Below are 21,485 nucleotides of genomic sequence, written 5' to 3' on the forward strand. Positions count from 1 at the left end.
TATTATAAGAGCGTGTAAGTAATTCCTATTTGCAATCCTTCTTTCATTTGAGTTCTTAACGACTGTGCTTTTTCATACAGAAGAATATATGTAAAGTTTACGCTGAGCCAGGAATTTACTTTGCCGGTTACGGTGTTATCCCACAAGACATCCCAAACGTCCAGACTTTCGAAACGTGAAAAGAAACGGACCTTGCTTTTCCATTTCAGATTTGTATCGAGTTCAAGCGCAATATCGGTGACAGATTCAATGCCGGTTTCAAACTTGAATTTTTCTATTTCAGGCGTGGCGGGATCGTCCGAATACTGCGTGAATTTATTCGTTATTACCTCCTGAAACGCGATACCGAAACGGGTAACAATATTCGAAAATCTATCATATGTAAAACCGATCGTTTGTGTTATGTAACCGGGGTCGAAAAAATCGGAAATATTCGGCGTGTCGGTTTTTTTATAATCGAATCCTTTTGAAACCTGGGTTCTGATGGCATTAGAAGCAAACGGACTTACCGCCCAACCGAGATTGTAACTGGCAAGGTTTTCTACATATAGATCGTTTGTAGTTGTCCGGTATGTATCCTCTCCGATCTTGGCTCTTCCGTACTGGGCCTTTATCTGGTTTTTAAACGACCAGGGTTTGCTCTCCTTGTTAAGCAAAAAATCACCGATCAATGTCCACGCAATTGAATTTTCACCGCCTTTTACCCAGTTGCTGAAAGCAATCTGACTGATTCCAAGTCCCGTTGTTAAAGAGGGATCCCATTTCCCCTTTATGGAATCAGCCTCCTGTCCGTTAACTAAAGAAACGGCGGTTATCAGAGATAATAATATTATTTTTTTCATAAGTGTCTCCATGGTTCAAATATTTACTGCTTTAAAATAAGAATAACTTTTATGTTTATTCTTTACAGCCAGCTAAAATTTTTCCGGTATCGATTTTTTTATCCCGTATTCTCCCTTTTTTATATATTGCAATTCACGCTTTAACAAATAGTAAAAAGGGAAAGTATGAAAGTACAAAAACTAATTCTTCCTGTTCTTATCCTGGCTGTATTAGCCACGCTCTACTTCCTATATTTCAGCCCCAAGGACGATCTCGGACTTTTTTCCGATTTTGATACGAACAGCAACGCAAATCGGGATATAATTGTAAAGGTTCTTCCCGAGAGGGGATTTTTACAGGATAAAAATTCCGGCGGTACAGTCTTCTACGTTGAAGACGGAGCCGGACAGGTTGTAAAAGTTGTAGGTCCTTTAACGCTACCACCGGGAATGGATGTTACAAGCCGGGTGACTCTGAGGGGACATCTTCACGCAGATTATTTCCACGCAGCTTCAGTAACGCTGAGAAATTAGTAAAAAATTTATATGCCGGCTTTTGAATTAATATCGAATTACAAACCCGCAGGCGATCAGCCCAAAGCAATTAATGAGCTTGTAGAAGGACTTAACCGGGGGGTAAAGCACCAGACTCTGCTCGGTGTTACCGGCAGCGGTAAGACTTATACAATGTCTAATGTGATTCAGCAGCTAAACCGCCCCACGCTTATAATTTCTCACAACAAGACTCTTGCCGCACAGCTCTACTCCGAATTTAAATCCTTCTTTCCAAATAATGCTGTTGAGTTTTTTATCAGCTATTATGATTATTATCAGCCGGAAGCATATGTTGTTAAGCGGGATCTTTACATCGAGAAGGATTTTTCTGTTAACGAAGAGATTGACCGCCTGCGCCTTAAAGCAACAACATCGCTGATAGAAGGAAGACGCGATGTGATTATTGTTGCGAGTGTTTCATGCATCTATGGTATCGGAGCCCCCGACGAGTATGCCCGCCAGATCCTTTTTCTGCATAAAGGAGAATATATTGAAAGAAAAAAACTATTAAGGAATCTGATAGATATCTATTATGTCCGGAACGACGCCGATTTTTCCAGAGGAACTTTTAGGGCGAGGGGCGATGTAGTGGAAATAATTCCGGCTTATCAGTATGAGGAGGCGGTAAGGGTTGAATTCTGGGGTGATGAGATTGAGAGAATTTCAATTATCGATTCTATAACCGGTAATGTTATAAGCGAGGTAGAATCCGCCCCAATCTATCCGGCAAAATATTTCGTTACCACCAAGGAGCAGGTTAACAGAGCAATTCAATCAATTGATGAGGAGCTTCGGGATCGGTTAAAATATTTCTGGGCGCAGGAGAAATATGTGGAAGCACAGAGGCTTGAACAGCGCACTAAGTTCGATATTGAGATGATGAGGGAGATAGGGTATTGCAGCGGCATAGAAAATTATTCGCGGCATATGGATAACCGCCCGCCTGGTTCAAGACCATACTGTTTATTCGACTATTTCCCTAAAGACTTTCTGCTGATTATTGATGAATCGCATGTAACTGTTCCGCAGATAAGGGGGATGTATAACGGCGACCGTTCCCGGAAGGAGGTTCTTGTTGAATACGGATTCAGGCTTCCGAGCGCTCTCGATAATCGTCCTCTTAAATTCGAAGAGTACGATGCATTAACCAATCAGGTGATATATGTAAGCGCAACTCCTGCCGATTATGAACTCGCCAAAAGCGGCGGCGTTTTTGTTGAGCAGGTTATTCGTCCGACCGGGCTGCTTGATCCCGAAATTGAAGTAAGACCTATTAAAGGTCAGATTGACGACCTGATAGGGGAGATCAGAAAACGGGTTGAAAAAAATGAAAGAACTCTTGTAACCACACTTACTAAAAAAATGGCCGAAGATCTTTCCGATTACCTGGATAAATTGAAAATTAAAGTCCGATATATTCATAGTGATATCGACGCACTTGAAAGAGTTGAAATAATTAGGGACCTTCGGATCGGAGACTTTGACGTTCTTGTCGGCGTTAATCTTTTGCGCGAGGGACTGGATTTGCCCGAGGTTTCACTTGTCGCAATTCTGGATGCTGATAAAGAGGGTTTTCTTAGGAGTGAGAGATCGCTTATGCAGACAGCCGGCAGAACCGCCAGAAATGTAAACGGGAAAGTAATGATGTATGCCGATGTGATTACTGAATCGATGCGTAAAACAATTCAGGAAACGGATAGACGCAGAAAGTTACAGGAGGAATACAACAAAGAACACGGCATTACTCCAAAGACCATTTTTAAAAGTGTTGAAGAGATTCTTTCCTCAACATCTATTGCTGATGTTAGAAAGAAGGATTATGAAAAAGAGGAAGCTCAATTCCTTAAAGTTGCCGAACCGGTTGTGCGCTTTATGACAAAAGAACAGAAAGAGGAACTGATAGAACAGATGACGGATGAAATGCTTACCGCCGCCAGGGATCTTGAGTTTGAAAGAGCGGCTTTCCTCAGGGACGAAATTGAAAAAATGAAAAAGCTGGTTAAATAATCCCGTCGGTAATTACCGGGTTTAACCAGCTCTATCAAATCCACATATTCCAATTATAATAATGAATCCATTACCTTAATTAAATAATTTACACCCGGTCTATCGGTTGTAGATTGTCCCACATACTTAAATTTCAGAACACCGTTTTTATCAATCAGAAAAACCGCGGGAATATTCTGATCAACCTTAGACCCGCCCCATTCATTCATAAATAGGCGAAGGGATTTGGATACGGTACGCGATGAATCAATCAGTATCGGAAATGGAGTAGGAACCTCCCCCTTCTTGAATTCATACTTCTCTGTGAAATAGCTCTTTGCGAATTCAGCCCTACGTTTGCTTGCATCGCTTTCATCTTTAGGATTTTTCATATCCTCTATTAAAGCTAGCTGTTCCGGAAAAGAATCGATCCATGCGTGCGTGGTCTCTTCGCTGTACGGGAATATATAGAGTATTTGAAGATCGAATTTTCCTTTGGTCCGTTTTTCGAGTTCAAGTAATTGAGCATACTGGTAATTACAAATGGAGCACCATCTTCCTTCTGCCGCGTAGCCCCTTGGAAAAACTAGCAGAACATTTTTCCCTTTGTAATCCGAGAGGGAGACACTCTTGCCGTCAATAGATGGCATTGTAAAATCCGCCATTTGCTTTTCAAGCATCGCCGGCTGAGCATTTATATAAGTATAGGAAAAGGCAACCATGATAAACAGAAATTGAAACGAAATTAATTTAATCGATTTCATAACACTCCTTTATTTAGTTTTAATTGGCGCTCCGTCTGTCTTGGGATGAATGAAGAGAAGACCGCTTTACGCTTTTTTACTGGGCAGAATAATAGTTACAGTCGTTCCTTTACCGGATTCGCTTTCTATTTCAATTTTTCCCTTGTGCATATCTACAAATTCTTTAACGAGAATCATACCGAGACCCGAGCCGGATTCGCCCGCTGTTCCGATAGAAGTATTTTTCGTATCGAGTGAAAAAAGATCCTTTATTGTGTTTTTATCCATACCGATGCCGTTATCTTTTATAGTAATAACACTCTCTTCGCTAATATGGTTGCAGGATATTGTTATCTGTCCCCCGTGGTTTGTAAATTTAACGGCATTGAAAATCACATTTCGAAGTATTGCGTTAAGCATCTCCTCGTCGGCCAGGACAGTATCATTATCGCCACAGATATTTTCCACTAAAATGTTTTTAGCTGATATGCGGGATGAAACAAGAGCAATAATTTTATCCACAACACTTTGTAAATAGATTGTTGATGGTTCAAATTTAATCTCGCGGCGCTGGTTCTTGGCCCACATAAGAAGATTTTCCAGTAGGTCGAAATCTTTTTTAATCAGTCCGCTGACAACCTCAATAGCGTCCTTTTTCTCTGTCTCGCTCAGTTCGTCGTACTGATCCCTTAAAAGTCCAAGTGCGGAAAAAGTAGCGCCGAAAGGTTCACGCAGGTCGTGAGCTATAATTCTGAAAAATTTATCCTTTACTATATTTATTCTGTTCAGCTCCTCAGATACTTTTTTCTTTTCGAAATAACGGAAAGTCAGAATTACGGCAATTACTAGAAATAGAACTGTAATCACTACAAGATAATTTCGCTGTCGTATTTGATGATTTAGATCGTTCTGAAGAATTTCCTTTTCTCGTTCCGATTTCTCAAACTTAATAAGAGATTCAAGCTCTCCCAGCTTAATCATCTCGTCCTTGGTAACAATCGAGTCTTTTAAAGTGTTGAATTTCTCAAAATAGTATAGGGCGCTGTCTAGACGTCCGCTTTTTTTATAAAGTTCGTAGTATTTTTTATAAGTAGAAGCTATCAGCGAGGATGAGTTTAACTCGTTCGATTTTTTTAGTGCGAGCGAAAGGAATTCTTCTCCGGCTTTAAGATTATTTAATGAGAGATATATCCCGGCAAGACTGTTTAAATTATTTACTTCGCCGACAGCATTTAATATTTTCTTGTTCAAATCGAGAGATCTAAAAGAATATTCGAGGGCTTTCCGCAGTTCCCCCTTGCGGTATAAGACATCGCTTAAGCCGCTCCAGACCTCCGCGATCCCTTTCTGATAGTTAAGTTTTTCGTATAACTTTTCGAGCGCAACATAGGATTTCTCTGCCCGTGAAAAATCACCGCTCCTTTGAGAAATTCTTGCAATTGCCAGAAGTATTCTGCCGCGCATCTCTTCGAGGTTCAGGCTGACGGCAATTTTTTCGGATTTTTCGAAGAGTTCGAGCGCGCGTCCGGGATCTTCCTGTGCTGCATATAACCGACCCATATTAACATAACAGTATGCCAATCCCCTCTGATCGTTAACCGATTCGAAAATTTGGATTGCACGCTGTATATTCTCTGTAGCGGCAACCACATTATTCTTTAGTCTGAAAATCTCGCCTATGTTATTGTAGGAGTAAGCAACTTGAATTGAATTTCCCGCATTTTCAGCCGCTCTTAATGCGGCAATGTGATATTCATAAGCTATTTCTAAAGCGCCGGTATTAACATATGTTATCCCGAGATAGTTATTGGCTCTTGCCTCACCGGATCGGTCTTTCAGATCGAAGTAAATTTTCAGCGCCTCTTTCCCGAGCTGAATGGCTGCTAAAGGGTCGTTACTTCTTCGCTTCCAGGTTTCTTCAAGAAGGACTCTGGCTTTTGATGAATCGTCGAGAGAAGAAATTTTGCCGCGGATTGAATCGATCGTGTTTTGAGATTGGAGAGTGCACGAAAATATTAACAGAAGAAATAATATCTGTTTGTACATTAACTTCCTTTAATTGCCGGTCAAAGCTACAAAGAGTTATACACGATGACAAGACCCTGATTGAATATTCCAGAGAAGAAAAAGTACCAGCAGAAATTTATATTTATTCTAAAAAATAAGATCGTTAAGAAAAGAAGAGAATGCCGGATAGATCCGGCATTCCTGAAAATCCGGCCCCGGTTTATAGCCCCAGTTTTGTTTTTATATCATTTGGTATAGCATCTTTATGTATCATAATAGCAACAGTTTTTAGTCTTACATATGGTTCGCTCATGTACCAGAATCCGTCAAATTTTTTGTCTTTTGTCCCCCACGAGTTCTTTGTGTAATAATACTTTGTTCCGTTCTGATCGACCGCAATGCCGGTAAGATGCATCAGATGATCGTCCGTTGTTGTGTAATTATCGAACGATTCCTGTCTCATTTCCTGTGTAACCATCTTTTCCTTTACCGGGCCGTCCCCTTCTTCTCCTTCTTTTATATCAGCCGGATCAAGAGGTATTATGGCCGTTCCTTTCTTTCTGTCAAATTCTTTTTCGCTCACGTCGCCATCCCAGCAGACCGAATAACCGTTCGCCAGGGCATTCTCCATTACTTTCATCAGATCGTCGACAGGCAGATTGTAATAAAAGTCTTTGCTCCAATTGTCGGGAATCTCCAGGTCGAATTTGGTATAAAAGGGTTTGTGATTATAGGATGTCAGTTCAACATAATTGTCGGGATTGAATCCGAGTTTTTCTGCAAAGCTGACGGGCGTGTATACGCTCCCCTGATAAGTAAATTGTTCAGGGGGAATACCAAGGTAGATATTAAGCGTTGATTCCAGAACGTTTTTCCATAACGGTGTAATTTTTCCGCCCCGGTTCTTTTTAACACCGTCCATTATTCCTTCAAGCACGGAAGACATTTCACCGTGATTATGTTCTTCGTCGCCTGTATTCAATCCTTTATAAATTTCTTCGGGCACGAATCCGTATTCCTTTATTACATTTGTTACATCATGCGCCTGTCCGCCAACTCCGAAATTATACTGACCATGATACCGCAGATACTTTTCGGCTTTGGATGGATATGCAAAACGGACAAACCACATCGGGGAAAGGATATGTTCCCCTTTACCCATTCTAATCAATTCAGTTTCAATAAATGATGTTGTTGCAAAAGACCAGCAGGTTCCTGTTCTCGCCTGGTTTTTTACCGGAGTAGTCTCTACCTGATGCACCATCGTAAATTCATAGGTTTCCTTTTTACTCTTTTCCTGTCCTAATAGAAATAAAGGAGTAACAAACAGCAGCAGAATAGTCCATAAATTAATTTTAATACGGGTCATATTGGCTCCATTACAATTATACAATTAATCTTCCGGTTCAAATTTATATTAACAGGTTTTTAATTCATAACGAATAATTTTTTCTGGCAATTGATTTTAAATTCAGTCCGAGCTAATTTCATTTTTGTTACTAATAAAATAGTGTTGAAATGAAGAACATAGTCAAATTTTTTGGTCTGATCATCCCCCTTTTCATTTTATCCTTTGTAAATTCACCGGCCCAGGAGAAAAAATTCGGTTTGGTAATACACGGAGGCGCCGGCAGAATTCTTAAATCGAATATGAGTCCCGAAAGGGAAACGGAATACACAAACACATTAACGCGCGTGCTGGAAGCGGGCTACAAAATTCTTTCGGAGGGAGGAACATCTCTCGACGCTGTCCAGACAGTTATCCGGATGATGGAAGACTCCCCATTGTTTAATGCCGGTAAAGGAGCAGTTTTGACAGAGAAGGGTGTTGCCGAACTCGATGCTTCGGTAATGGACGGCAAAACTCTTGCCGCGGGGGCTGTAGCCGGAATTAAACATGTTAAAAGCCCCATTACGCTTGCGCGACTGGTAATGGAAAAATCGCCTCATGTAATGTTGATTGGAGACGGAGCCGAAGAGTTTGCCAAAGAGAATAATCTAGAAATGGTAGAAAACAGTTATTTCATTACAAAGGAAAGATGGGAATCATATCAGAAGACGATTAATCGCCGCGAAGAGGCAAAGAAGATTGAGAAGCACGGAACGGTCGGCGCCGTGGCTCTCGATATGGAGGGGAATATTGCGGCCGGAACTTCGACCGGAGGAATGATGATGAAAAAATTCGGACGTGTTGGCGACGCACCGATTATTGGAGCCGGGACTTATGCGGATAACAGAACATGCGGTGTCTCTGCAACAGGAAGCGGCGAGTATTTTATCCGGATCGGCGTTGCAAAAGATATCTCTTCTCTTATGCAGTATAAAGGAATGGATCTTTTGTCCGCCTCAGCAGAAGCAATAAAAAAAGTTGGTGATCTCGGAGGAGCCGGCGGGGTTATCTGCCTTGATAAAGATGGTAATGTTGCAATGCCTTTCAACACCGAGGGAATGTACCGCGGATACTACATGAGCGGTAACCCACCGGTTGTAAAAATTTATAACGACTGATTTCTGCAATCGTTGAAATGAAATAATTTAGCTGTAATTGCCCTGAGGGAAAAATGGAGTTACACAATCAAATCAATTATCTGGCAGTTCTCGTTTGCGGAATAATCGCACTGGGAATAGGCGCTTTCTGGTATAGCCATATGTTTTTAGGAAAAGTCTGGGTCGCCGCTCTCGATAAGTCCGAAGATGAGTTGAAGAAGGATTTCAAACCGCTTAAAGCATATTCCGTTTCATTTCTTGCGGAACTGGTTCTGGCTTTTGTTCTCGCAATGATTATGAGTTATGTCGGAGTTTCTACGCCCGAAGAAGGGATTAAAGTGGCGTTTATGGCTGCGATCGGATTTATTGCAACAACAATGACGGTTAATTTTTTATTCGAAGGAAGAACCTTCCAGCAATTCGTCATCGACGGCGGTTATCATTTTATTGTTCTGCTGATTAACGGATTAATATTGGGTGCGTGGCCTGCCTGATCTTTGACCGGCTTAGGCTGCTTGTGGAGTTATCTGTCCCGTATGTTTCGATGCTCCTGATTATACCTATCTTCTTTTGATTACTTTCTCGTTTAATATTTGCCGGTTTTTTTAGATTGTAACTGAACAAAATTTTTCTAATTATTATCCTGTGAATAGAAAATAAAGCAGGCAACATCCGAATGGTTGATTCAACAAATAAAATGAAATTTTTTATTCCGGGCATATTTCTGTTTTTTTTACTTATCACAGGAACGGTTAGCTCCCAGAACCAGAAACTGACCGTTGAGGGAAAAGTAACCGACGGATCAACGGGCGAAGCAATTCCTCTGGCAAATGTATTTCTTTCACAGACAACACTGGGCTCTTCTACCGATAAAAACGGATATTTTAAAATTCAGAACGTCCCCTTGTCTCTCTTTTCTCTGGTGGTTTCTGTAATCGGATATGAAACCAGAATTGTAAGCGTAGATTTTAGAGACGGCAAAAACAAATATGTCGATATTAAACTCCAGCCCACCGTCTATCTTCTTGAGGAAGTCAGCGTTAAGGATGAAGCGGATGAAAACTGGGAAAACCAGTTTCAGCGTTTTAAAAAAATCTTTTTCGGCAACAACGATTTTGCAAAACACTGTGAAATAAAAAATCCGTATCATATTAACTTTAGAGAGGACGGCAATAAGTTATTCGCCGAAGCGTCAACACCGATTATGATAATAAACAAAGCTCTGGGTTACGATATTGAGTGTATACTGAATTATTTTGAGTACAATAAAAGCGACGGCTCTGTTTCGTATTCGGTTTTTCCGCTCTTTAATGCGGTTAAAACAACCGACGAAGACTCATTGGAATATTTTATAACCAACAGGGAAAAAGCTTACTTCGGCTCTACCATTCATCTTCTATCATCACTTGCACAGGGAAGGTATCGTTTCAGGGACGAAGGATTTGAACTTAGAAGAGGCTCGAAGATCGTAAATAAGGCTGAAGAGATAGTAGAGCACCATCCGAAGACAAACAGATATTTTCTGAATTTCAATAATTGTATTAATATTGAGTATTGGAATAACGGAACGCGGACTTACTCTGTTCTCTGTCTTAATTATGGATCAACGGAGTTCAGTTCCGACGGCTACTTCTTAGCGCTCGGTGAATTTTCGATCTCCGGTGAAATGGCCAAAGAGGGAGTAGCTACGCTCCTTCCCCGCTTCGTTGAAGTGAATGAATGATTTTCCGGCAGATTCTAAAAAACTAATACAGTATTAAATTAACAGACCTCAATTATGCAGATTGATTTTTTTGTTTTCGACCTGGACGGAACTCTGGTAAATTCTCACGAGACAATCTTTAAGGCAACAAAACATGCTCTTAAGGAAGTTGGAATTGATAATAATATTGAACGCACAAAATTTCTTAATATGATCGGTATGCACTTCGAAGATATTTTTTCGGAATTCGGTTTTAAGGTTCCGGATTTCGAAGAGTTTCTCGGAATATATAAATCAATCTATTTCGATTATATCGACAACTCTAAACTCTACCCGGATGTTAGGATTGTGATTGAATCGGTAAAAAAAGAGGGAAGAAAAGTAGGGCTTCTTACAACAAAGGGACAGGATCAGGCCGAGTTGATACTAAAGCATTTCGGATTGTATGAGTTGTTCGACGGAATAATGGGAAGGAGACCCGGAATAAAACACAAGCCTTCGCCCGAACCGCTTCTTAAATTATGCAACGAAGTTGAAATCCGAATTGAAAATACTATTATGATCGGTGATTCAGAACTGGATGTTGAATGCGGTAAAAATGCGGGATCTCTTACGTGTGCAGTTTCTTACGGATACCGGAACCGCAAATTGCTTGAGGACACGAAACCGGATTTTTTGATTGACAATATCGCACAGATAGAGCATTTATTGAACCGGGGAAATTAATTTGTAGGGAGGTAAAGATGGAAAACGGAAAAGTATCGGTTAGTAATATTAGCGGAATAGCTACCATAAGTTTTTCACATCCTAAAAGTAATTCTCTCCCGGCTAAATTACTAAAAGAGATTACCGACGCAATTAATAAAATGGCTAATGATAAGAATGCCCGCGTAATTGTAATGAGAAGCGAAGGGGAAAAAGCTTTTTGCAGCGGGGCCACGTTCGATGAATTGCTCGCTATAAAAGATTTTAAAAGCGGTAAAGAATTCTTTATGGGCTTTGCCCGTCTTATTAATGCGATGCGTAAATGTCCCAAGTTTATTATCTGCCGTGTTCACGGAAAAACTGTCGGCGGTGGAGTCGGTATTGCTGCTGCGGCCGATTATACACTCGCTTCAAACGAAGCATCGGTTCGTTTAAGCGAACTCCTGCTTGGAATCGGTCCCTTTGTTGTGGGCCCGGCCGTAGAAAGAAAAATCGGCAAGACTGCTTTTATTACAATGTCGATTGACGCTGAATGGCATGATGCGTTCTGGGCGAAACAGAACGGGCTTTATACAAAGGTCTTTGCAACAAACAGGGAATTGGACGAAGCCGTTTCCGAAATAGCAAAGAAAATTGCGAACTGCAATCTTGATTCTGTTGCTCAATTGAAAAAAATTTTCTGGAAGGGAACAGAAGATTGGGACGAACTGCTTGAGGAAAGAGCGGAAATCAACGGCCGGCTGGTAGTCTCAGAGTTTACCAGGAATTATATAAAACAGTTTAAGGGTAAATGAGATTCTCTAAGTCGCCTGCCGTATATCTTTCGTTACTCTATCTGGTTTCAGCCTTCATTCGCCTGTCTGTCAATTTTTCTACTGAATTTATTCCCGGCGCAAACGGCGCGTTTTATCTCGTAAATATCAGGTCGGTTATTGAAACGGGAGAAATTTTTTTTAAGGATTTCCCCCTTGTATTCTGGCTTGAGGCATTTGCTGCCAGGGTGATTAATTTCTTTGGAATTGCCGGTATAGAACAATCGATAGATCTTGCCTCTCGCCTTTTCGATTCTCTGATTCCACCGCTTGCTATAATTCCCGCATATCTATTGGCGAAAAAACTTATTGATGGGGATAGGGAAAATCACTCCTCCGTTATTATTTCATCACTCTCTATTCTGTTTATTTCGTTTTTAATTCTTGTCTCCGATTTTCAGAAAAATGCACTGGGATTAATCTGGATTTTTTTTCTCCTGCTGTATGTAAAGAAAAGTTTGCAGGAAAAAGGACTTAGAAATTATCTCCTTACCCTATTCTTTTTTATTTTAACAGGTATTACCCACTTCGGATGTTTTTCGGTTGCAATATTATATATGGTTCTGCTGATTTTCATTAAATATGCGGTAAGAAGAAAATCTATTATTATGCCTTTTACAGCCCTGTTGTTTGTTATAGTAATATCTTATGCAATAATCTCACTTATAAGTCCGCCCCGTTTTAAGACTTTGATGGATTTTTCTCTTCAGATTTTCCGCGATCCGGTTTTAATTCTTTTTTTACAGCGTCAACCCTCTCTTTCTCCCATTGATTTTTTAAGCATGTTCTTTGTGAATGCTGTATCAATTGCGGCTCTGGTAATTTATTTAAAGAAGGAAAATGTAATTCCGGAGTGCAATAAAATATTTATTCTTACATCTATTGTTGTTTCGATCTTCCTTGCATTCCCTTTTATTGGTCTTGAATGGTCGCAGCGGTTAAACTTCATCTCGTATGTTACTATGTTTCCGCTACTCCCGTTTATATATTCAAGTACCGGATCATTAATGCGGAAAAAGTTTCTCCTGGCGATGATTGTGGTGATTGCAGCTTTGTCAGTCTTGGCAAGAACAGGAATGAAAACTTATTCAAATATGGAAAGAGAACAGTTCAACGAACTGAATGTAATTAAGAAAAAACTACCGTCGGAAGGGAGTCTTTTGCTGGTAACCCGGCACGGAATGGAATGGTGGGCGTCTTATGCTTTGCGCGTTAGCGTTGTAATTGAAAAAGTTCTGATAAAAGAATACTGGGACCGGTTCGATTATCTCCTTTTCCTTGTGCAGAAAAAGGAGAAAGCGCCATTCGGACCAACAGGTATTCATGGACCGCCATTCCGAGAACCTGTAATTCCGCCGCAGTCTGAATTATTTTATTCCGGCAAGTATTACGATCTTTACAGGTCTCGTATAAAACCGGAAGACATGTCGATCTTTAATGAGAGGGAAAAATGAAATTCGTATCAATTATAATATTATTCTTTACTCTGACTCTGAATGCCCGGCAGCAGAACAACGACCTCTTTGAGGGACATTCCGGAACAATGGTTGTTTATGATTTAAATAAGGACGAATATCTGACAATAAATGGCGAAAGGGCGGCGCTCCGTTTTACGCCCGCATCCACTTTTAAAATCCCGAATTCACTTATCGGACTGGAAACCGGCATTATTAAGGATGAAAATTTTATTATCGCATGGGATGGTAATAAACGGTGGAATCAGGAGTGGAATAGAGACCACACCCTCGGCTCGGCAATTAAACTCTCTGTTGTCCCTTATTACCAGGAGCTTGCAAGGAGGGTGGGAAAAGAAAAAATGGAACGCTTCCTTTCTCTAATGGATTATGGAAATAAAACAATCGGCGAAAGAGTAGATTCGTTCTGGCTCGACGGCTCTTTAGTGATTTCGGCCGACGAACAGATCGATTTTATGAAAAAATTTTATAATTATAAACTGCCTGTTTCAAAGAGATCAGTTGATATAGTAAAAAAGATTATGAGCGAAGAAAAATATTCTGCATCAATTCTAAAATACAAAACGGGTACCGGAACAAAATCCTCCGGGGAGTTTATCGGCTGGCTTGTCGGCTACGTTGAAAAGGGAAACGAGGTTTTTCTTTTTGCGTTTAATGTGGATGCAAAAACATTCGATGAAACTATGGAAATCCGTACCCGGCTATCGCGAAAGATTCTAAAGGAATTGAAAATACTTGAATAACAGTTATCGAGGAAGAATTTTTATATGAGTTTTACTCTCCGGTTAGTGATTGTCGCATTATTATCTTTTGTAATCCAGTTCTATTTTATTTCCGGAATAACCGGATCGCTTAAAACAGCGTTCCCGGTAATTAACCGTAAACGTCTGAAAATGGTTGTTTGGTCGGCCCTGGTCTTCGCAAATCTCTATTTGATTATCGCTCTATTCTACCTGATCTATAATCAGTTTTCCGTTTCCCGCGCCGTATTTCCGCCTCCGCTCAAATCCTTCGATTATATCATTCAGTTCCCATTCTGGATTTATATTCTGATTGTTGTTCAATCAATTCTCTTTTTTGCAATAGTGGATGTTTTTAGATTCATATTGATCCTTTTCTCAAAGAAGCTTAACTCAAAATTAAAATTCCATTTTGCGGCGGCCCGTTTGATAATAGCCCTCTTATTTATAATATATGTTCCAATCAGAACTTTTTATGATTATTCGACGGTATCGACCAGGATTGTAGAGTATAAAAAAGAAGGACTTCCGGAACGTCTGCATAATTTTAAAATAGTACTTATCTCGGATGTTCAGGCAGACCGGTATACGGATGAAATACGACTGAGCCGTTATATTGAAGCGGTTAATAATACAAATCCTGATCTTGTTCTTATTGCAGGAGATGTTATAACATCGACACCGGACTATATTAATGTTGCGGCTGAGCAGCTTGGAAAAATTCAATCGAAGTATGGTGTCTATTCTTGCGTTGGAGATCATGATAACTGGGCATACCGGCAGGATACTGAACGAAGCCTGCGGGAAATTAAAGCCGCACTTATATCGCGGAACGTTCGAATGATCGACAACGAAAAACTAATTCTGCCGGTTGATTCTTCCCGCATAGGAATTACTTTTATTACAAACACTTATGTGGAAAGGATTGAGAGGGAAATAATTGATAGTCTTACAAATCATCTGAACGGGGAGGATTTAAGAATATTCCTTACACACCAGCCCCGCGATTTTTTAATTGAACAGGCAGGCGATTCAAACTACGATCTCTTTTTTGCAGGACATACTCACGGCGGGCAACTGACGTTCTTTTTTCCTTTTATTAATCTTACTCCTACCCTGATTGAAACCCGATATGTAAAAGGGGATTTCCATATTGGTGATATGCTGGCAATTGTGAACCGCGGACTCGGAATGTCTCTTGCCCCAATCAGGTACAATTCCACACCGGAAATTACTTTAATAGTGTTAAACGGTCGATAGAAACGCTTAGTCCTTATAACCACGCACTGAATTCCACGCAAAAATATTATTATATTTAAAAGAAATTTAAGACGGTGTTGCCATGAAAATATCAAAAAATCTCAGACTAATTGCTTTGATACGCAATTTTCTCAGAGACAGGTTCAACCTGGATGAGGATAAAGCGGATGAACTGCAGACAATTGAAACTATTAAAAAGGGGATCGAATTCCGCGGTACGAACCTCTGGGTTTTGATATTTGCTATCATTGTTGCTTCCGTCGGTTTGAATGTAAATTCAACTGCCGTCATTATCGGTGCAATGCTTATCTCGCCTTTAATGGGCCCTATTATGGGAATCGGTTTGGGAGTAGGAATAAACGATTTTGATCTTATAAAAAGAGCATTTAAGAATTTAGCTGTAGCCGTTGGTATTAGCGTTATTACTTCGGCGGTCTATTTTTTCATCTCGCCGCTCGGTGAGGCGCAGTCCGAACTCCTCTCCCGAACGACACCTGCAATCTGGGATGTTCTCATCGCTCTCTTCGGCGGATTGGCGGGTATTGTTGCCGCTTCCAGAAAACATGTCAGCAATGTAGTCCCGGGAGTAGCGATTGCGACTGCATTGATGCCCCCTTTGTGTACCGCCGGTTATGGACTGGCTTCTGGCAATATACCGTTCTTCCTCGGAGCGTTTTTCCTCTTCTTTATTAATAGTGTTTTCATCAGTTTCGCAACACTTGTTATTGTTCGTTTTCTTAAATATCCACAGAAGGAATTTATTGATGAAGCAACAGAGAGAAAAGTTAAACGTTATATACTTGTAATCATCCTAGTTACGGTAGTACCGAGTCTCTTTATGGCCTATAATATTGTTGACAGAAGTATTTTCGAAAGGAATGCAAATCTCTTCATTAATAACGAGCTCGCTTTCAGAAACACTCACATTTTAAGCAAGAATATCATTCTTGAGAAAGGTAAAAAAATGATTGAGGTTTTTCTGGTTGGCGAGACACTTGATGATAAAACACTCGATCTGACTAAAGAGAAACTTGAAAAATACGGAATAGGAGACGCCGAACTATTTGTCAATCAGGGTGTTGAGGGTCAGGAAAAATTTAATCTGGATTTTATAAAAACCGGATTAATTGAGGATTTATATAAAAAGAACGAAGAGCTTCTTAAATCGAAAGAGAAAAGAATCGAATTCCTGGAAAACGAACTGGCAAAAGCCGGGCTTGCCCGTTATCCGGTAGATGAGATTTTCTTAGAAGCAAAAGCGCAATATCCCGGTATTGTTCAATTCTTTGTTGATAAAACGGTTATTGCAAATTCAAAAACAAATCTGCTCGATACTGTTACGGTTGCGTTTGCAAAATTCGGTTCGCGTCTTTCCGCCGGCGAAAGAAAACGCTTTGAAAACTGGATTGCCGCAAGAACTAAATCCTCAACACTGAAACTGATTGTAGAATAAAGTGCTCTCATTAGAAAAATATGTTTTGAGCGATCTGTATATTTATCCCGTTAAATCGCTCGGCGGAATCCGACTTAAAAGTTCTGAAGTTACTGAACGCGGTTTGAAATATGACCGGCGATGGCTTCTGGTAGATGAATCCGGTAAGTTTATAACACAGCGGGTGTACCCCCAGATGGCACTTATAGATGTGGAGATTGAAAACGGGAGACTTGAATTTAGCCATAGGATTAAAAAGGAAAATTTTGGTTTTAATATTGAGCGAAATTCCGGTATCAAAACTGAAGTTGTAATTTGGAACGACAAGGTATCTACGCAATTTGTTGATAGTGAAGCAGATGAATGGTTCAGTGATATGATCGAAGTTAAGTGCCGGATGGTCTTTATGCCGGACGAAACAAACCGCACGGTTGATACCCGGTATGCGCACAGTAATGAAATTGTTAGCTTTGCAGACGCTTACCCGTTTTTATTGATAGGACAATCCTCGCTCGATGAACTCAATTCCCGTTTAATTGAAAAATTACCCGTTAACCGTTTCAGACCGAATCTGGTTTTTAAAGGCGGAAATCCTTTTGACGAGGACCGGATTAAAAGCTTTATATTAGGCGACGTTACATTTTTTCCTGTAAAACCGTGCGCACGCTGTGTTGTTACTACAATAAATCAGGAGAATGCGCAAAAAAACGAAGAACCGCTTAAGACCCTTTCGGAATACCGGAGTTTTGATAACAAAGTTATGTTCGGTCAGAACCTGGTACACCGGGGATGCGGAACGATATCCATTGGAAACGAATTAAAAATTACCGCCTGGAAATAGATGCTTACAATTTACGACCTGCTTAAAGGTCACGATCTTCGCTCAATAGGTAAATCCAATGAAGTTGTAAAGCTTGTAACAAGCGACCCGGATCTGTTCGATGAAGTGTTCAACGGAATATTTCACGAAGATAATATAATCCGGGCACGATGCGCCGATGCGGTTGAAAAAGTCGCAAGGGCTTTCCCCGCCTATATTCAAAAAAAGAAATCAACAATTCTTAAGAACTTACCGAAATTCAAACAGAAGGAAGTCCTCTGGCATGTAGCGACGATGATCGGTTATCTTAAACTTACTTCAGTGGAGATGAACAGGGCGGCCGGATTCCTTTTTAAGTGGCTTAAAGAAGAAGAGAGTATAATTGTTAAAGTAATGTGTATGCAGACTCTTGCCGAGCTCTCAATAAATCATACAAAGATGAGAAAGAGTGTTCGTGACGAAATTCAGAGACAAATGGTTAACGGCGCGCCGGGCGTAAAGGCAAGAGGAAGAAAACTAATCAAACTTCTTGAATCTGTTCATTAGAATAACGGAGTATTAAATGAAACAATGGTACGAGGAAATGTTTTCTAATTATGCAAGGAAGTATGACGAGGAGATTTTTACAAAGGGAACATTAGGTGAAGTCGATTTTATTGAAAATGAGATTGGACATGATAAGTCCGCTTATCTGCTCGACGTCGGATGCGGTACCGGTAGGCACTCTATTGAACTTGCAAAACGGGGCTACAGAATCACGGGAATTGATCTCTCCGAAGCGCAGATAAAACGGGCAAGGGAAAAAGCTCACATTCAGGGAGTTAATCCTGAGTTTCTGGTTCAAGACGCACGGGACTTTAATTTCAACGAAAAATTCGATCATGCAATATTAATCTGCGAAGGGGCCTTCTCCCTGATGGAAACGGACGAAATGAATTTCAGAATCCTCCAGAATGTTTTTAACTCAATTAAACCCGGCGGAAAATTTATCTTTACTGCCCTTAACGCACTATTTCCCCTTAATAACTCGGTTAAAGATTTTATAAACGGCGATTCCGAAAATGTCTTTTCGGTGCAGAATAATTTTGATCCAATGACTTTAAGAGACCACTCAGAAATAACAATGACGGATGATTCCGGTGTGGAAATGAGACTCCGGTGCAACGAAAGATATTTTATGCCTTCTGAATTGACGTGGTATCTGAAAACTGTCGGATTTTCCGGATCGGAAATTTTCGGCTGTAAAATCGGGGCCTTCAGCAGAAACGACCGGCTTTCGAAAGATGATTACGAATTGCTGGTAATAGCAGTTAAATAAATCTATTAATTAAAATAGAAAGGTCAGTAGAATGGCTAATGTTATAAACTGGTTCGAAATTCCCGCAAAGGATTTAAATAGAGCAGTAAAATTTTATTCGCAGGTGATCGGCGGAGAATTCTACCGGACAGATTTGGGCGGACTCAAAATGGCTTTTTTCCCGATGGAGGGGGATGGAGTAGGCGGTGCACTGTGTCAGGGAGAATTTTATAATCCCACGCAGGATGGTCCGGTTATCTATCTTAATGCAAATCCGGATTTAAGTGAACCACTTTCAAGAGTCGAGGTTGCCGGAGGTAAAATTATTATGGATAAAAAATTTATTGCCGAGGATATCGGTTATATGGCATTGTTTATTGATAGCGAGGGAAACAGGGTGGCTTTTCACTCAATTAAATAAAGATAAAAATGGGGACGAATAATCGTCCCCTAATTATTTACAAATTGTATTTTCTCTCAAGATCCTTTGCTCTGAATGTGAGTCTGTCGTTTTCAAGATCATCGATATCATCGAGCAATTGTTTTACCCTGGCTGGCTCTGTTGTCTGTTTCATGTAGATATCAACAAGATATTTATAAGCTGTATACTTGTCTCTATCTTCCGCGGAGCGGAGTGCCTGTCTGTAATACTGTTCGGCTTTATTTAACTGATTCTTCTTAAAATAAACAAAACCGAAAATCAGATTAAACCGGCGCTCCAGATCATCAGCCTTACTAAGGTCGGGCCGGGTCGAAGCAGATTTCTCCAATTCCGGAATGGATTTACCTGAAGCAATCTCGACAATAAACTTGTGAAGCCAACGGCTCTCTTTTTCAAACCGGCGCATGGTGTTAAAAGATTCTTTATACCTTTCATCAAGTTCCGATTCGTACTTCTTAAGAAGGGAAGCATTTCCTGTAAGCCATGCATTTGTAACTATAATATATTTTGCATTGCCTGCCGCTCCTCTCCAGGTCGGCTTTTCGTTCTCCAGAGAATTGATTGCGTGTTTGATTGCCGGGTCGGACTTTCCGGTTGCGTCGTAGTATCGGGCTTTTGTGTATTCTTCGATCAGTTTCTGATTGTCAGAATTAATCAGCGATTCAACCTTCTCGAATTCGTTAAGGTTTAATAGCCGCTGACAGTAGGAGTTCAGTGTTCTTTTGCTCTTCGGGAATCTTTTTAGAAATTCTTCAAAGTATCTAATCGAAGCAGCATCATTATCCTCCAGACTCGAATAGACTTCTATAAGAGTAAGAGCTGTTTGACCGTATGTAAGTTTTCCTTTTTCGTAAGCCGAGTTCAAATAGGCGAGTCCTTTATCGCGGTCGCCGGACATTCCAAGTACGCCGGCAATAAATCCCGTAACACCGCTTAAGCGGTCGGCGTAATAATGAAGCATACCAAGCACAAGATAGGCGTCGTAAAACTTCGGATCGGATTCAAGTATCTCATCCATAATATTTTTAGCTTTCATTCCGCTTCTGAATGCGCTCCACCAGGAGCCGTCAATTCCGTATATTCTTCCAAGGTATGCGTAGATAGATCCGAAATAGAATTTATTTTCGGTATTGAGTTTAGAGTCTTCGAATTTTTCTATTACCCCTTCGCAATAATCAATTATCTCTTTGTTGAGAACTTTTCGGCCGGCATCACGTTTAGCCGGATCCATTTCTGCTATTCTCTGGTAATACTCCAGTATCCTTGCGTTTATATAATAATAATAGTACTTGGGGGAACCGGGCATTGATTTTATTTGGTCCTGTGACAGCTTAAATGCGCGGTCGAATTCCTCGTTGAATGTATGATCGATTATCTGCCGGTCCAGCGAATTAGGTTCGAATGAACCCGCAAAGAGGATTACCGGAAAAAGAAGAATGAAAAAAAATCTCTTCATACAAATCGGTCCTTTTTTTAAGTTGCCAATGATTATTTTTACTTTACAAGATAAACAAAAATATTGAGTATCTTAATCCCGGATTTAATGCAACGGTACGAATAGGATTTTTTTATGAATAAGTTGAACCTGTTTCTTAAGACCACTTTCTTCGGCGGGTTTCTTGTTGTCCTTCCGATTATTGTGCTGATCTTTGTCCTTAACTGGTTTTATGAATTCCTGATAGAGAATATCCGCCCGATTACAAACCTTCTAGTAGAAACCGCCCGTGTAAGCGAGGTAATTGCCGCCGTTATTGCCATTATTATTATGCTCCTGCTCTTTTTTCTTGTCGGTCTTCTGGTTCAGACACGGCTTGGAAAATTCTTCTTTCAGATTTTTGAAGAGCGTCTCTTGAAGCGGATACCGATTTACAGAATTATAAAAGAAACTGTAATCCAGCTTTTCGGCGGAGAGAAAATGATCTTTAAAGGAGTTGCGCTCATTCGCCCCTTTCATAACGACACTATTATTACTGCATTCATTACAGACGAAAGTCCGAACGGCTATATTACAGTATTTGTCCCTTCGGCACCGGCTCCCACCGGCGGGTATATCTATCATATCAGAAAAGAATATGTTACAAAAATTGATTACCCGGTTGAGCAGGCAATGAGAACTGTTCTCAGTCTTGGCGCAGGTTCAAAAGATTTTATCTCAAAAATGCAGGAACTGGAAGTAAAAGAAAAAGAGAAATAAACTGCTT

Annotated in this window: 21 protein-coding genes; 16 read left to right on the forward strand and 5 right to left on the reverse strand. The window is 40.4% G+C overall.

From position 1 onward, the window contains the following. Positions 1-2: 2 nt before the first annotated feature. The gene (locus PLZ15_05210) at positions 3-842 is read right to left on the reverse strand and encodes a DUF3078 domain-containing protein (GenBank protein HOI29142.1); all 840 of its coding nucleotides are present in this window, start codon (positions 840-842) and stop codon (positions 3-5) included. A gap of 165 nt (positions 843-1,007) precedes the next feature. On the opposite strand from PLZ15_05210, the gene PLZ15_05215 reads away from it, so the two are divergent. Further along, a complete protein-coding gene (locus PLZ15_05215; GenBank protein HOI29143.1) occupies positions 1,008-1,355 on the forward strand; it encodes a hypothetical protein in 348 nt (115 codons plus the stop codon). A gap of 12 nt (positions 1,356-1,367) precedes the next feature. Continuing rightward, positions 1,368-3,383, forward strand: a complete 2,016-nt coding sequence (gene uvrB / locus PLZ15_05220; protein HOI29144.1) for an excinuclease ABC subunit UvrB — start codon at positions 1,368-1,370, stop codon at positions 3,381-3,383. Between the two features lie 53 nt (positions 3,384-3,436). On the opposite strand, the gene PLZ15_05225 is transcribed toward uvrB, so the two are convergent. The 3 genes from PLZ15_05225 to PLZ15_05235 form a co-directional block, all read right to left on the reverse strand. After that, positions 3,437-4,126, reverse strand: coding sequence for a redoxin domain-containing protein (locus PLZ15_05225; protein ID HOI29145.1), 690 nt, complete (start codon positions 4,124-4,126; stop codon positions 3,437-3,439). Positions 4,127-4,192: 66 nt separating this feature from the next. Then, the gene (locus PLZ15_05230) at positions 4,193-6,151 is read right to left on the reverse strand and encodes a tetratricopeptide repeat-containing sensor histidine kinase (GenBank protein ID HOI29146.1); all 1,959 of its coding nucleotides are present in this window, start codon (positions 6,149-6,151) and stop codon (positions 4,193-4,195) included. A 181-nt stretch (positions 6,152-6,332) separates the two neighbouring features. Then, entirely contained in the window at positions 6,333-7,481 is a 1,149-nt protein-coding gene (locus tag PLZ15_05235) for a C1 family peptidase (protein ID HOI29147.1), read from the reverse strand. 149 nt (positions 7,482-7,630) lie between these two features. Here PLZ15_05235 and PLZ15_05240 point away from each other — a divergent pair, with 149 nt between their 5' ends. The 13 genes from PLZ15_05240 (at position 7,631) to PLZ15_05300 (ending at position 19,263) form a co-directional block, all read left to right on the forward strand. Continuing rightward, entirely contained in the window at positions 7,631-8,620 is a 990-nt protein-coding gene (locus tag PLZ15_05240) for an isoaspartyl peptidase/L-asparaginase (protein HOI29148.1), read from the forward strand. A gap of 53 nt (positions 8,621-8,673) precedes the next feature. Further along, positions 8,674-9,093, forward strand: coding sequence for a DUF1761 domain-containing protein (locus PLZ15_05245; protein HOI29149.1), 420 nt, complete (start codon positions 8,674-8,676; stop codon positions 9,091-9,093). A gap of 182 nt (positions 9,094-9,275) precedes the next feature. Then, positions 9,276-10,322, forward strand: a complete 1,047-nt coding sequence (locus PLZ15_05250; protein HOI29150.1) for a carboxypeptidase-like regulatory domain-containing protein — start codon at positions 9,276-9,278, stop codon at positions 10,320-10,322. 54 nt (positions 10,323-10,376) lie between these two features. Next, positions 10,377-11,027 carry an HAD-IA family hydrolase gene (locus PLZ15_05255; GenBank protein HOI29151.1) on the forward strand — a complete coding sequence of 217 codons (651 nt, stop codon included), beginning with the start codon at positions 10,377-10,379 and terminating at the stop codon, positions 11,025-11,027. A gap of 17 nt (positions 11,028-11,044) precedes the next feature. Further along, entirely contained in the window at positions 11,045-11,800 is a 756-nt protein-coding gene (locus PLZ15_05260) for an enoyl-CoA hydratase/isomerase family protein (GenBank protein HOI29152.1), read from the forward strand. Then, complete coding sequence (locus tag PLZ15_05265; GenBank protein HOI29153.1) at positions 11,797-13,272, forward strand: hypothetical protein; 1,476 nt, start codon at positions 11,797-11,799, stop codon at positions 13,270-13,272. Before PLZ15_05260 ends, PLZ15_05265 begins: the two co-directional genes overlap by 4 nt. After that, positions 13,269-14,036: a class D beta-lactamase gene (gene blaOXA / locus PLZ15_05270; protein ID HOI29154.1), complete on the forward strand. Its 768-nt coding sequence runs from the start codon at positions 13,269-13,271 to the stop codon at positions 14,034-14,036. The genes PLZ15_05265 and blaOXA overlap by 4 nt, the downstream gene beginning before the upstream one ends. Positions 14,037-14,060: 24 nt before the next feature. After that, entirely contained in the window at positions 14,061-15,293 is a 1,233-nt protein-coding gene (locus tag PLZ15_05275; GenBank protein HOI29155.1) for a metallophosphoesterase, read from the forward strand. Between the two features lie 82 nt (positions 15,294-15,375). Further along, positions 15,376-16,746 carry a TIGR00341 family protein gene (locus tag PLZ15_05280; protein HOI29156.1) on the forward strand — a complete coding sequence of 457 codons (1,371 nt, stop codon included), beginning with the start codon at positions 15,376-15,378 and terminating at the stop codon, positions 16,744-16,746. Between the two features lie 25 nt (positions 16,747-16,771). Continuing rightward, positions 16,772-17,566 carry an MOSC N-terminal beta barrel domain-containing protein gene (locus PLZ15_05285; GenBank protein HOI29157.1) on the forward strand — a complete coding sequence of 265 codons (795 nt, stop codon included), beginning with the start codon at positions 16,772-16,774 and terminating at the stop codon, positions 17,564-17,566. Next, positions 17,567-18,091: a hypothetical protein gene (locus tag PLZ15_05290; protein ID HOI29158.1), complete on the forward strand. Its 525-nt coding sequence runs from the start codon at positions 17,567-17,569 to the stop codon at positions 18,089-18,091. 16 nt (positions 18,092-18,107) lie between these two features. Then, on the forward strand, positions 18,108-18,863 hold the full coding sequence (locus PLZ15_05295) for a class I SAM-dependent methyltransferase (GenBank protein ID HOI29159.1): 756 nt from the start codon (positions 18,108-18,110) through the stop codon (positions 18,861-18,863). 31 nt (positions 18,864-18,894) lie between these two features. Further along, positions 18,895-19,263, forward strand: coding sequence for a hypothetical protein (locus PLZ15_05300; protein HOI29160.1), 369 nt, complete (start codon positions 18,895-18,897; stop codon positions 19,261-19,263). A 37-nt stretch (positions 19,264-19,300) separates the two neighbouring features. On the opposite strand, the gene PLZ15_05305 is transcribed toward PLZ15_05300, so the two are convergent. Then, positions 19,301-20,740 carry a hypothetical protein gene (locus PLZ15_05305; GenBank protein ID HOI29161.1) on the reverse strand — a complete coding sequence of 480 codons (1,440 nt, stop codon included), beginning with the start codon at positions 20,738-20,740 and terminating at the stop codon, positions 19,301-19,303. 114 nt (positions 20,741-20,854) lie between these two features. On the opposite strand from PLZ15_05305, the gene PLZ15_05310 reads away from it, so the two are divergent. After that, positions 20,855-21,478, forward strand: coding sequence for a DUF502 domain-containing protein (locus PLZ15_05310; protein HOI29162.1), 624 nt, complete (start codon positions 20,855-20,857; stop codon positions 21,476-21,478). Positions 21,479-21,485: the final 7 nt, after the last annotated feature.

The sequence above is a fragment of the Melioribacteraceae bacterium genome (assembly GCA_035362835.1).
Taxonomy (GTDB): domain Bacteria; phylum Bacteroidota; class Ignavibacteria; order Ignavibacteriales; family Melioribacteraceae; genus DSXH01.

What these genes read in the sequence shown, in the direction of transcription:
- PLZ15_05210 (HOI29142.1), bottom strand. Translation starts at nt 842, where the DNA reads ATGAAAAAAATAATATTATTATCTCTGATAACCGCCGTTTCTTTAGTT.
- PLZ15_05215 (HOI29143.1), top strand. Translation starts at nt 1,008, where the DNA reads ATGAAAGTACAAAAACTAATTCTTCCTGTTCTTATCCTGGCTGTATTA.
- uvrB (HOI29144.1), top strand. Translation starts at nt 1,368, where the DNA reads ATGCCGGCTTTTGAATTAATATCGAATTACAAACCCGCAGGCGATCAG.
- PLZ15_05225 (HOI29145.1), bottom strand. Translation starts at nt 4,126, where the DNA reads ATGAAATCGATTAAATTAATTTCGTTTCAATTTCTGTTTATCATGGTT.
- PLZ15_05230 (HOI29146.1), bottom strand. Translation starts at nt 6,151, where the DNA reads ATGTACAAACAGATATTATTTCTTCTGTTAATATTTTCGTGCACTCTC.
- PLZ15_05235 (HOI29147.1), bottom strand. Translation starts at nt 7,481, where the DNA reads ATGACCCGTATTAAAATTAATTTATGGACTATTCTGCTGCTGTTTGTT.
- PLZ15_05240 (HOI29148.1), top strand. Translation starts at nt 7,631, where the DNA reads ATGAAGAACATAGTCAAATTTTTTGGTCTGATCATCCCCCTTTTCATT.
- PLZ15_05245 (HOI29149.1), top strand. Translation starts at nt 8,674, where the DNA reads ATGGAGTTACACAATCAAATCAATTATCTGGCAGTTCTCGTTTGCGGA.
- PLZ15_05250 (HOI29150.1), top strand. Translation starts at nt 9,276, where the DNA reads ATGGTTGATTCAACAAATAAAATGAAATTTTTTATTCCGGGCATATTT.
- PLZ15_05255 (HOI29151.1), top strand. Translation starts at nt 10,377, where the DNA reads ATGCAGATTGATTTTTTTGTTTTCGACCTGGACGGAACTCTGGTAAAT.
- PLZ15_05260 (HOI29152.1), top strand. Translation starts at nt 11,045, where the DNA reads ATGGAAAACGGAAAAGTATCGGTTAGTAATATTAGCGGAATAGCTACC.
- PLZ15_05265 (HOI29153.1), top strand. Translation starts at nt 11,797, where the DNA reads ATGAGATTCTCTAAGTCGCCTGCCGTATATCTTTCGTTACTCTATCTG.
- blaOXA (HOI29154.1), top strand. Translation starts at nt 13,269, where the DNA reads ATGAAATTCGTATCAATTATAATATTATTCTTTACTCTGACTCTGAAT.
- PLZ15_05275 (HOI29155.1), top strand. Translation starts at nt 14,061, where the DNA reads ATGAGTTTTACTCTCCGGTTAGTGATTGTCGCATTATTATCTTTTGTA.
- PLZ15_05280 (HOI29156.1), top strand. Translation starts at nt 15,376, where the DNA reads ATGAAAATATCAAAAAATCTCAGACTAATTGCTTTGATACGCAATTTT.
- PLZ15_05290 (HOI29158.1), top strand. Translation starts at nt 17,567, where the DNA reads ATGCTTACAATTTACGACCTGCTTAAAGGTCACGATCTTCGCTCAATA.
- PLZ15_05295 (HOI29159.1), top strand. Translation starts at nt 18,108, where the DNA reads ATGAAACAATGGTACGAGGAAATGTTTTCTAATTATGCAAGGAAGTAT.
- PLZ15_05300 (HOI29160.1), top strand. Translation starts at nt 18,895, where the DNA reads ATGGCTAATGTTATAAACTGGTTCGAAATTCCCGCAAAGGATTTAAAT.
- PLZ15_05305 (HOI29161.1), bottom strand. Translation starts at nt 20,740, where the DNA reads ATGAAGAGATTTTTTTTCATTCTTCTTTTTCCGGTAATCCTCTTTGCG.
- PLZ15_05310 (HOI29162.1), top strand. Translation starts at nt 20,855, where the DNA reads ATGAATAAGTTGAACCTGTTTCTTAAGACCACTTTCTTCGGCGGGTTT.